Here is a 10,641-nt window from a genome sequence, read left to right as displayed (position 1 = left end):
GCCGACGGCTTAGAGCCAGCGGCAAGCTTTAAGCCGCAAGCCGCAAGAGAACCCCGGACTCGCGAGAGCCGGGGTTTTTTTTGCTCAGCTTCAAGCCACAAGCCACAAGCCACAAGAGAACCCCAGTCTCGCGCACGCTAGGGGGTTTGCCTTTGCTTGTAGCTTGCGGCTACCGCCAGGCCAGCAACGCTGGCCTAGCGGTCCGCACTAACCTGAAACGTATCCGACAACTGATGCAGCCGTGATGCGGTTTCCTTGACCTGCCCGGAGCTGGCGCGCAGCGCGATGATCACCTGGCTCATGGACTGGGTGGCCACCGCTACATGGCCGGCCTGACGACCGTGTTCCTTGCTGTTGGTGTCCATCACCGAGATCACCTCGAACAGCTCCTCCACCGTCTTGTGCAGCATGTCATTGTCGTCCGACGCACTGGCGGCTTGCTGCAGCTGATGGTCAACATCCGCCACGCCCCGCTCCATCACCACCACCGTCTCCCGGGTGGCATCACGAATGGTGGTAATGCCCTGACTGATCTCCTCTGCGGCTTTCGCCGTGCGTGAGGCCAGTGCCCGCACCTCATCAGCCACCACGGCAAAGCCACGACCATGCTCACCGGCCCGCGCGGCCTCGATGGCGGCGTTAAGCGCCAGCAGGTTGGTCTGACTGGTGATGTCGGTAATCAGCGAGACCATGCCGACGATGTCACCGGTGCGCTTGTCGAGTTCCTGAACGCTGGCTGCGGAGCTTTCCACAATGTTGCGTATCTTGCGCGTTCCGCTGCTTACGGTATCCAGGCGCTCTCGCGCCGCATCGACCACGCTGGCCATGTTGGCCTTCATCTGTGCAGCGGTTTCCGCCGCGGCCGTCACCGTCTGCAGCTGCGCTTCGATCATGCTGAGCATCTGTTGAATATTGGTGGTCACTTCCTCGGCGGTGTCACTGGCCTGCTGATTGCGCCCCAGCATCTGCTCGCTGTTCTGCAGTGCGTGTCGACTGGCCTGTTTGACCCGGCCCACGATGGTATCGAGATTGTCGATAAAGCTGTTGATCCAGCGTCCCAGCTCACCGGTCTCATCGGCAACCAGACGCGTGGTGTCCATACGCTGGCTGAGGTTGCCCTCGCCCTCGGCGATATTGCGGATGATTTCCGTCATGCGCCCCAGCCGGCGAGCGAGCTTGCGGGTCGCGGCGAAGCGAAACCACAGGCCCGCGCCCAGCAGCACCGCCAGGTGCGCCAGGTGCATTGTCCACCCTTGCAAGCCCAGCCAGGCAAAGCCCAGCTGAGCGCCAAACACCAGCAGCGCCAATACCCAGAACTGGGTCATCAGCGAAAAGCTGAGCGAGCGATAACGGTACACCTCTTCCAGATCGGCCTCGCACATCATGCCCCAGCGGTCGGGCGAGCCCGGCAGACTGAAGGTCACGCCCTTGCCGATAACCGGGATATGCCGGTAGTCGGAGTATCCCGGGTATTTCACATAGAGGTTTTCGCCGTGGCGAATGGTTTCACGCACACCGGGATGCAGCTCACCGGTGGCCGGGTCGGTAAAGCGCACCTCGAACTCGGTGTGCTCTCGTACGCTGACCGTGCCCCAGGCCGTCTTGATGCCGCTTTTCAGGTTGTCGCCGTGACTGAAGGTACTGTCTTCGAAGCGCGAGCGGGACAGCGCACGGCCCGGCTCGATGCTCGGGTTGAAGCGCGACTCGACCATGAAGATGTAGTTGTCGCCGGACTCCTGGTAGATGTGCCCGGCTTCGCGCTGAATCAAGTCACCCAGCACGTCGTTGGGTATCCGGGCGCACAGACAGCCGAGAGGCTCCCCGGCGGCGCTGCTCAGCGGCTGGTAAAACATCAGCGTGACCGCATCATGGAAGCTGGAGGTGGACGGCCCCAGCTGGCGGGTACGCGAATCAACGAAGGGGCCGTGGAGAAAGCGATGCTGCAGGCCGGCCCGGATCGCCTGGGCATCCGGCTGCAGACCGGCCAGCTCACCGGCGCTGCTGCACAGCGGCACACCGGTGCTGTCGAGCACAAACAGCTCGGATGCGTCGGGCAGCTTGTTGCGCAGCTTCAACAGCGTCGCCTGATCCAGCTGCGTCAGGTCTTCACCGAGTTGCTGGGCAACACTCAGCAGGCCACTCCACTGGTTTTCGCACCATTGCTGCAGCAACCGCACCCGCGTCGCGGCAAAGCTGTTGAAGATCGATTCCAGCTGCGCATAGCGGTTCTGGTTGACCCGGCAAGCCCAGCCCATGGCCAGCTTGCCGCTGGGACCAAACCACGGCAGCCAGCGACGCTCGGCTGCAGACAGATTCATTTGATCGCTTCGAAGAGTCACGGTGGCAGCCTCGCAGAGTCAGTCGGATCCTGAGTTCTGCAAGAAGTGCACCAGCCATAGTGGCAACCCGCCATATCACTGCATCGCCCCCCCTTAGCAGGAGGGGGGCAGCAATCGCGCACCAACATAGATCACACCAAGATGCATCTCGGTACAAATGCACCAAAAAGGTTACCACCTTGTCCAAATGGTCGAGTTTTGCGGGCTGCACGACGGTCGGCCCACTCGACCCGCCGACAACTCGCCCTAGATCAGTGCAACAGGCGATACCGGCGAGCCCACCGCACCCGGCAACCGCAGCGGCGGTGCGGTCAGCAGAAAGCGGTTGCGCCCGCTGCTGCGGAGCTGCTGCGCCAGCTCGGTCAGGTACCAGAGTTCGCCGAGGTGAATACCCAGCTTGAACAAACAGTGCTCATGCAGCGGCAGCGCAGCACAGCAGCCATCGCCCGCCCGCGCGGGATACGCTTCGACCGCGTAATTGTCGGCAATCAGCACACTCAGGCCTGACTCGGTAATCCACTGCAACAGTGCCGGATCGCGCCCGTCGAGCACCGCGCAGCTGGTTGCCAGGCGTTGCGCATCGGGCTCGCGCGCCATCTCCAGAATGACGTCAGCAAACCCGGTATACAGGCAAACCATGTCGCCGGGCTCCACCACCACCCCGTCGGCCTGCATGATCTGCTGCAGACGCGCGTAATCCACCAGTACCCGCTCGCGACCGCAGTGGCGCGCCAGATCAATCAGCACCGCGCGGCCGCTGACCGCCGTCTCGGCCATCTTCTCGATACCCAGCCGCGCGGCGTTGACGCCCTCCAGCGCGTCTTCGTGGCCGGCCGGGCCACAGATATGCTCCCCGGCCTTCCAGCCGTTGTAATACAGCGGCTCGGGCACACCATCGCCGTCCGCATCAAACAGCGCCCCGACGTGCGACAGCGCATCCCACTGGGTCGAGTACTGGGTATACAGCAACACCGCATCGTCACTGACCACGTCGGTAAAGTCCGGATTCAGACGCTGCAGTTCAAAGTTGTAGTTGAGCTTGTCGGCACGCCCGGAGGTAAAGCGCCGGGGCGGATGACGCAGGCGGTTAAGCGCATTGCCGCCGGGGTAGTCGAGCGGTAGGCTGAGACAGAAACTGCGCCCCTCGCGCACCTCGGCCACGCCCTGCAGCACCTTGTCGGCGGTCAGCAAATTGAGCCGCCCCAGTTCGTCGTCAGCACCAAAGTCACCCCAGTTCGAGCCCTCCGGCCGATGTGTCCAGCGCATGCGCCTCTCCTGTTTGTTGTTGTGATTGTTCGACAATGCCACGCAATGTGAACACGGAACCATCGCGGCAACGGTGGATCAATGAGCGTGTTGTGTCCGCATAATCAGAAACAGAGGCGCCAAAGGCCGCCCCAGGGGGTCGCGTCCAGGCCGTCGGCGTGCTTTACTTGCGCGTCTTTTTTCAGCCGCCGCGCCAGCGCGCCCGGCTACCTTCAACTCACGGAGAACAGCGTCAACATGGATTGGCTGCAGGTCGTCATCCTGGCAATTGTTCAGGGCATCACCGAATTTCTTCCCGTTTCCAGTTCCGCCCACCTGATTCTGGTCCCGGTCCTGACCGACTGGCCGGACCAGGGCCTGGCCTTTGACGTCGCCCTGCACCTGGGCAGTCTGTCAGCGGTGCTGATCTACTTCCGCAGCGACATTCTCAACATGTTGCAGAGCTGGACCCGCTCGCTGCATACACGCCAGCTGGACGCCGACGCCAAGCTGGCCTGGGCGGTTATTCTGGGCACCATTCCGGTCGGCCTCGCTGGCCTGCTGCTGAAAGATACCGTGGAGACGGTGCTGCGCTCTCCCGTCTACCTGTCGATCGGACTGATTGGCTTTGGTCTGCTGCTGGGCTGGGCGGACTGGCGCTTTCGCGGTAGCCGCAGTGAATATCAGATGAACTGGAAGGATGTGCTGTTCATTGGCTGTGCGCAGGCACTGGCGTTGTTTCCGGGCACCTCGCGCTCGGGCATCACCATGACGGCGGCACTGATGCTGGGCCTGAGCCGGGAAGCCTCGGCGCGTTTCTCGTTCCTGTTGTCGATCCCGGTGATCGTGCTGGCCTGCGGCCTGGAAACCATCGAGCTGATCAAGAGCCAGGTCGCCGTGGACTGGCTGCAGATGGCTGCCGGCGTGGTGCTCTCCGGCATCAGCGCCTACCTGTGCATCCACTACTTCCTGGCCTTCATCAAGCGCATCGGCATGCAGCCCTTCGTGGTGTACCGCATTGTGCTGGGTGCGCTGCTGCTGTGGATCTTCCTGTAACCCGCGACCGGCGCCGATGACAGCTTGAGCGCCCACCCAGCGAGGCGCTCAAGCCACTGCCAATCAATCGGCGAGGTGCCGAGTCTGCTGCAGCATGGTCTCCAGCTCCGCCGCCGGCATCGGTCGGTTATACAGATACCCCTGGCCCAGATCGCAGCCCAGCTCGTGCAGCAGCGCCTCCTGGGCAGCGGTTTCCACGCCCTCGGCAATCACCCTCAGCTGCAGGCTCTTGCCCAACGCGATAATCGCGCGGGCCATGGCGCTGTCGCTGTCGCTGCACGGCAGATCCACCACAAACCCGCGATCGATCTTCAGCTTGTGCACCGGCATACGCTTGAGCCGCAGCAATGACGAATGCCCAGTGCCGAAATCATCAATAGCCAAGCCCACACCCAGTGCCGCCAGGTGGTCCAGCAACGCCACGCCCTGCTCACCGAAGTCCATCATTTCATCCTCGGTAACCTCCAGCTCCAGGCACTCGGGCGGCAACCCGTAGCGCTCCAGCGCGTGCTGGACGCGCGCGGCGATGTCCCCCCGCTCCATCCAGAACCCGGACATGTTGACCGCCACCGAGCGAAGATCGTAACCACCATCCCGCCAGCTGCGCAGCTGGCGACAGGCTTCATCCAGCACGTACTCGTCAATGTCGGCGATCAGGCCAGTCTGGCGCGCCACTGACAGGAACTCTCCGGGGGAAACCAGCCCACGCACCGGGTGCTGCCAGCGCACCAGCGCCTCGACACTGACCCAGCGGCCACTGTCCAGGGCTTTTTGCAACTGATAGTGCACGCACAGCTGGCCACGCTGAATGGCTTCGTGCAGGTCGGTTTCCAGAGCCAGCCGACGTCGCGCCTGCTCGGTCAGGTCCTGGGTATAAAAGGCGTAGCTGTTGGGTCCGCGTTGTTTCGCCACCGACATCGCCGAGTCGGCGTTCTTGAGCAGTTCAGCCCCGTCAGCAGCGTCTGTGGGGAACATCGCCAGACCAACGCTGGCACTCATGTGCACCAGGTGCCCCACCAGGTCAAAGGGGGTCTGCAGCAGCTGCAGAATGTGTTCTGCCAGCTTGCCCAACTGTTCAACCCCCAGCGGACGCTCCAGCAACAGGGCGAATTCATCGCTGCTCAAACGTGCCAGGGTATCGCTGTCATCGCACACCTGCAGAATGCGCTGGGCCACCAGCTGCAGCAATTGGTCACCGGCGTTGTGTCCCAGACTGTCGTTGACGCCCTTGAAGCGATCCAGGTCGATAAACAACAGCGCCAGCTCGCTCTCCTGGCGACGGGTACGCGCCATCGCGGTGTTCAGGCGTTCGGTGAGTAGCAGACGATTGGGCAGCTTGGTCAACGGGTCGTGGTGGGCCAGATAGTCAATTTCTTCCTGGGTGCGCTTGAGCGTGCTCATGTCGGCAAACACGGCGACAAAATGGCTAAGCTCACCGCGCTGGTCACGCACCGCGATAATGTTCTGCCACTGCGGATAGATTTCGCCATTCTTGCGCCGATTCCAAATCTCCCCGGACCAACGGCCACAGCACATCAATTGCTGCCACATCTGGCGGTAAAAGTCGCTGTCGTGACGGCCGGACGCCAACAGGCTCGGCTGGCGCCCGATCACTTCCTCGGCACGGTAGCCGGTAATCTTGCAGAACGCGTTGTTGACGTCGACGATGTTCTGCCCGGCATCACAGATCAGCATGCCCTCGCTGGTGCAGTCGAACATCACGCCGGCCTGACGCAACCGCGCCTCTCCGGCAATCTGCTCGCTGACATCGCGCAGCACGCCAACCAGTCGTGTGGCGCGGCCATCGACGTCGCGCAGAGCGCGGCCTCCGGCATGCACCCAACTGACTCCATGGACGGAACGGGCCAGGCGATAGGTGACATCCAACCGCTCAGTCGCGCCGCGCAGGTGCTGGACCAGAGCGGCATGCACCGTAGCGCGATCTTCTGACGCCAGCAGATGCTGCCAGTCGCCCAGCGGTGAGCTACCGGTTGGCAGGCCGAGTATGTCGCAGCTGCGCGGCGACAGGTACAGGCTCTGGTTGTCGATATCCCAATCCCAGATACCGTCGTTTCCGCCACTGAGCGCCAAGTCAAAGCGCTCGCGCTCAAGGCGCAGCGCCTCCTCCTGCTGTCGACGACGGCGCAGGTGGTAACGGACGAAAAAGAACAACAAGGCGCCGGTAACCAGCACAAAACCAATGCCTTTCAGCGTCTGCAGACGCTGCTGGTCTTCAAGCTCCAACATCAGCAGCAAGGCGTCGCTGAACAGTACCCACAGGGTCGCAACCAGCAGGTAAGACAGGGTGACGACCCAGGCACGCGCGGTGGAGGTCATGCCAGCCTTCCGCAGCGGGCAATCAACATTCGGTAACTAAAGCAGTCGGGTCGGGGCGACCCGCGGTCATGTTCATCGTACATCTGTTGGTCCATAATCGGCCCGACGCAGGCCTGATGCCTGCGTATTCTAACGAGGTAATCTGGCTTTATGTGGTACAACGGCTTACTTGATCTGTCTGTGTGGCAACTGATTGCAATCACGCTTGTCCTGACGCACGTTACCATCGTCAGCGTCACAGTCTACCTGCACCGCTACTCAGCGCATCGCTCTCTTGAGCTGCACCCGGCGCTCAAGCACTTTTTCCGCTTCTGGTTGTGGCTCACCACCAGCATGAACACCCGCGAGTGGACCGCGATCCACCGCAAACACCACGCCAAGTGCGAAACCCCCGACGACCCTCACAGCCCGGTTCACAAGGGCCTCGGCACCGTGCTGCGCAAAGGCGCAGAACTCTACATGGAAGAGGCCAAGAACGAGGAGACGCTGCGCATCTACGGCAAGAACTGCCCTGATGACTGGATCGAGCGCAATCTCTACAGCCGCTTCCCGATCGCTGGCGTGACCCTGATGGCACTGATCGACCTGGCACTATTCGGCGTGCTTGGCATCACCGTCTGGGCGGTTCAGATGATGTGGATCCCGGTGCTCGCCGCCGGTGTCATCAACGGTCTGGGCCATGCGCTGGGCTACCGCAACTTCGAGTGCCGCGACGCGGCCACCAATATCCTGCCCTGGGGCATCCTGATTGGTGGCGAAGAGCTGCACAATAATCATCACACCTACCCCAACTCGGCCAAGCTGTCGGTGAAGAAGTGGGAGTTCGACATGGGCTGGCTGTGGATTCGGCTGTTCAGCCTGGTCGGTCTGGCCGAGGTGCGCCGCACCGCGCCGATTGCCCACCGCGTCGAGGGCAAGCAGACACTCGATATGGACACCGCCATGGCGATTCTCAACAACCGCTTCCAGATCATGGCCCAGTATCGCAAGCTGGTCATCAAGCCCGCGGTGCGCAGCGAACTGGCGCGCATGGATGAGTCGGTTCGCCACCTGTTCCGCCGTGCCAAGCGCCTGCTCAGCCGCGAAACCAGCCTGCTGGACGACCGCCACCAGGCGCGCATCCAGACCATGCTGGAACACAGCCAGGCACTCAAGGTGATCTACGAGAAGCGCCTGGCGCTGCAGCAGATCTGGGGGCGCACCAGCGCCAACAGCCACGAGATGCTGCAGGCTCTGAAGGACTGGTGCAACCAGGCCGAAGAAAGCGGCATCAAGGCGCTGCAGGAGTTTGCCGACTCGCTGCGCACCTACTCGCTGCGCCCGGCCAGCTGACAAACGCGGGTCGCCACGACCCGCATTCAGCGCTAGACTCGCCAGACAGCACCAATCACAACAAAGGTAGCAGCGGATGCGTGCCTTACTGCCAACCCTCTTGCTGGCCAGCCCCCTGGTGCTGGCCGGCAACATATACAAGTACACCGACGCCAACGGTGTCACCACCTATACCGACCAGCGGGTCGAAGGTGCCCAGGTCATCGTGTTCCGCGATGCCATGGTCGAGAACGTCGACCGCGAGGTGTACGTCACCAAGAAGCGCCACGCCGGAGGCGAGACGCTGATCGTGCATAACGACCTGTACGCGCCGGTGGAGATTCGCCTGACCATCAGCAACGCCCAGAATGTGCTTGGGGTGCCGGCTGCCCCCATCGAGTGGGTACTGCCGCCACGTCAACAGATTCGCCTGGTCACCCTGCAACCGACCGCCGACGGCGCACCAAGTTACGACTACCGGCTGGAGCACGCTCTGGGCGACCCCCGAGCCGAACAGACCCTGACCCACTATCCGCTGCCCTGGCGCGGCGGCCCGTTCCGCATGACCCAGGGACCCGGTGGCCGCTACAGCCACAGCGGGCCCAAGGGCCGCTATGCGATCGACATCGCGATGCCTGAGGGCACACCCATCGTCGCGGCGCGCGCCGGTCAGGTAGTGAAGATCGAGAACAATCAAAGCGGCCGCGGCACCAACCCGTCAGGCAACTTTGTACGCCTGCTGCACGACGACGGCACCATGAGTGTCTACCTGCACCTCAAACGCGGCTCGGTGCAGGTCCGCGAAGGGGAGCGCATCAACCCAGGACAGTTGCTGGCACTGTCGGGCAACACCGGCAACAGCACCGGTCCGCACCTGCACTTTGTGGTGCAGAAGAACGTTGGCCTGCAGACCGTCTCCATCCCCTTCGAGTTTGCCCAACCGGTCGACAGCCTGCCGAATTTCGCTATCGGCGGGGAGCCCTGAGCCTGGGAGCTACTGGATCCTAAATTACAGGCAACAAAAAACCCGCTCGAGAGCGGGTTTTTTGTCAGCAAGCGAAGATCTTATTTGATCTTGGCTTCCTTGTAGGTCACGTGCTTACGCACGACCGGATCGAATTTCTTGATTTCGATCTTGTCGGGAGTGGTGCGCTTGTTCTTGTCGGTAGTGTAGAAGTGACCAGTACCGGCAGAAGACACCAAACGAATCAATTCACGCATGATGATGCTCCTTAGACTTTTTCGCCGCGGGCGCGGATTTCAGTCAGCACGGCATCAATGCCGCGCTTGTCGATGATGCGCATGCCCTTGGCGGAAGTGCGCAGACGAACGAAACGCTTTTCCGACTCAACCCAAAAACGATGGTACTGCAGGTTAGGCAGAAAACGACGCTTGGTTTTGTTGTTAGCGTGGGAAACGTTGTTCCCAGTAACCGGGCCCTTGCCGGTCACCTGACATACTCGAGACATGGTTAACCCTCTCCAACCACTTGCCCAACCCGAACTGGTTGGAAGCCATAAAAGAATCTGTTGTCCAGCCGGGGCGAGCGGATTTAACCCGCCTGAAAAACATGCATTACAGGCGCAGCCCCGAGAAGAGCGGAGCTTTATACCAAAAAGCGTCAACACAGGCAACGACTTTTCCTACGCAATGTCATCACAGCAACCCGCGCTCGGCCATGGAAACCGGGTCGCCATCGCCAATCACCAGATGGTCGAGCACCCGAATATCCAGCAGCGCCAGACTCTCGCGCAGGCGCCGGGTCAGCTGCAGGTCTGCCTGGCTCGGCTCGGCCACACCCGACGGATGGTTATGGGTCAGGATCAAGGCCGCCGCATTGTGTGCCAACGCCCGCTTGAGCACTTCACGCGGGTAGACGCTGGCGCTGTCGATCGTGCCACGAAACAATTCCTCAAAGGCGATTACCCGGTGCTGGTTATCCAGAAACAGGCAGGCAAATACCTCATGGGGCAAGGCGGCCAGCTGGCTGCGCAAAAAGGCCCGCACCGCACCCGGCGAGGTCAGTGCATCGCCGCGCTTGAGGTCCTCGAACAGATGCCGCCGGCCCATTTCCAGCACCGCCTGCAGCTGTGCGTACTTGGCAGGCCCAAGCCCGGGATGGGCGGAGAACTGACGCAAATCGGCCTGCAACAACGCGCGCAGACTGCCAAAACGGGTCAACAGCTGACGCGCCAGGTCCACCGCACTGCAGCCGGGCAGACCGGTACGCAGAAAAATCGCCAACAGCTCGGCATCAGACAGGGCCGGCGCTCCCTGACTCAGCAACTTCTCTCGCGGTCGTTCACTGACCGGCCAATCGGTAATCGGCATGGACTCTCCCTGTCGTGCAACA

The 10,641-nt window shown here is 62.0% G+C and carries 9 protein-coding genes; 3 read left to right on the top strand and 6 right to left on the bottom strand.

Annotated elements, in window-relative coordinates:
• Window positions 1-194: 194 nt before the first annotated feature.
• Both ASB58_RS20615 and ASB58_RS17765 read right to left on the bottom strand, forming a co-directional pair.
• A complete protein-coding gene (locus ASB58_RS20615; RefSeq protein ID WP_425056182.1) occupies window positions 195-827 on the bottom strand; it encodes a methyl-accepting chemotaxis protein in 633 nt (210 codons plus the stop codon).
• Between the two features lie 1,758 nt (window positions 828-2,585).
• Window positions 2,586-3,605 (bottom strand): cyclase family protein, encoded by a 1,020-nt coding sequence (locus tag ASB58_RS17765; protein WP_118131795.1) that lies wholly within the window; start codon window positions 3,603-3,605, stop codon window positions 2,586-2,588.
• 237 nt (window positions 3,606-3,842) lie between these two features.
• On the opposite strand from ASB58_RS17765, the gene ASB58_RS17760 reads away from it, so the two are divergent.
• The gene (locus tag ASB58_RS17760) at window positions 3,843-4,640 is read left to right on the top strand and encodes an undecaprenyl-diphosphate phosphatase (RefSeq protein ID WP_096004824.1); all 798 of its coding nucleotides are present in this window, start codon (window positions 3,843-3,845) and stop codon (window positions 4,638-4,640) included.
• Between the two features lie 63 nt (window positions 4,641-4,703).
• On the opposite strand, the gene ASB58_RS17755 is transcribed toward ASB58_RS17760, so the two are convergent.
• On the bottom strand, window positions 4,704-6,977 hold the full coding sequence (locus ASB58_RS17755) for a putative bifunctional diguanylate cyclase/phosphodiesterase (RefSeq protein ID WP_118131794.1): 2,274 nt from the start codon (window positions 6,975-6,977) through the stop codon (window positions 4,704-4,706).
• Between the two features lie 150 nt (window positions 6,978-7,127).
• On the opposite strand from ASB58_RS17755, the gene desA reads away from it, so the two are divergent.
• Together desA and ASB58_RS17745 are read left to right on the top strand one after the other, a co-directional pair.
• Window positions 7,128-8,309 (top strand): delta-9 fatty acid desaturase DesA, encoded by a 1,182-nt coding sequence (gene desA, locus ASB58_RS17750; protein ID WP_118131793.1) that lies wholly within the window; start codon window positions 7,128-7,130, stop codon window positions 8,307-8,309.
• A gap of 76 nt (window positions 8,310-8,385) precedes the next feature.
• A complete protein-coding gene (locus ASB58_RS17745; RefSeq protein ID WP_096004827.1) occupies window positions 8,386-9,273 on the top strand; it encodes a M23 family metallopeptidase in 888 nt (295 codons plus the stop codon).
• Between the two features lie 80 nt (window positions 9,274-9,353).
• On the opposite strand, the gene rpmG is transcribed toward ASB58_RS17745, so the two are convergent.
• The 3 genes from rpmG to radC all read right to left on the bottom strand — a co-directional run bounded on the left by rpmG (window position 9,354) and on the right by radC (window position 10,619).
• Entirely contained in the window at window positions 9,354-9,509 is a 156-nt protein-coding gene (gene rpmG / locus ASB58_RS17740; protein ID WP_083723973.1) for a 50S ribosomal protein L33, read from the bottom strand.
• 11 nt (window positions 9,510-9,520) lie between these two features.
• Entirely contained in the window at window positions 9,521-9,757 is a 237-nt protein-coding gene (rpmB, locus tag ASB58_RS17735; RefSeq protein ID WP_083723971.1) for a 50S ribosomal protein L28, read from the bottom strand.
• 187 nt (window positions 9,758-9,944) lie between these two features.
• Window positions 9,945-10,619 (bottom strand): RadC family protein, encoded by a 675-nt coding sequence (radC, locus tag ASB58_RS17730; RefSeq protein ID WP_118131792.1) that lies wholly within the window; start codon window positions 10,617-10,619, stop codon window positions 9,945-9,947.
• Window positions 10,620-10,641 lie beyond the last annotated feature (22 nt).

It is taken from the genome of Pseudomonas abyssi (genome assembly GCF_003444685.1).
GTDB classification, from domain to species: Bacteria; Pseudomonadota; Gammaproteobacteria; order Pseudomonadales; family Pseudomonadaceae; genus Halopseudomonas; species Halopseudomonas abyssi.
The sequence above is the reverse complement of the archived record's forward strand: the minus strand, read 5'-3'. Positions and strand labels throughout refer to the sequence as shown.

Excerpts from the sequence above, each read along its gene's own strand:
- ASB58_RS20615 (WP_425056182.1), bottom strand. The coding sequence starts at position 827 with ATGGCCAGCGTGGTCGATGCGGCGCGAGAGCGCCTGGATACCGTAAGC.
- ASB58_RS17765 (WP_118131795.1), bottom strand. The coding sequence starts at position 3,605 with ATGCGCTGGACACATCGGCCGGAGGGCTCGAACTGGGGTGACTTTGGT.
- ASB58_RS17760 (WP_096004824.1), top strand. The coding sequence starts at position 3,843 with ATGGATTGGCTGCAGGTCGTCATCCTGGCAATTGTTCAGGGCATCACC.
- ASB58_RS17755 (WP_118131794.1), bottom strand. The coding sequence starts at position 6,977 with ATGACCTCCACCGCGCGTGCCTGGGTCGTCACCCTGTCTTACCTGCTG.
- desA (WP_118131793.1), top strand. The coding sequence starts at position 7,128 with ATGTGGTACAACGGCTTACTTGATCTGTCTGTGTGGCAACTGATTGCA.
- ASB58_RS17745 (WP_096004827.1), top strand. The coding sequence starts at position 8,386 with ATGCGTGCCTTACTGCCAACCCTCTTGCTGGCCAGCCCCCTGGTGCTG.
- rpmG (WP_083723973.1), bottom strand. The coding sequence starts at position 9,509 with ATGCGTGAATTGATTCGTTTGGTGTCTTCTGCCGGTACTGGTCACTTC.
- rpmB (WP_083723971.1), bottom strand. The coding sequence starts at position 9,757 with ATGTCTCGAGTATGTCAGGTGACCGGCAAGGGCCCGGTTACTGGGAAC.
- radC (WP_118131792.1), bottom strand. The coding sequence starts at position 10,619 with ATGCCGATTACCGATTGGCCGGTCAGTGAACGACCGCGAGAGAAGTTG.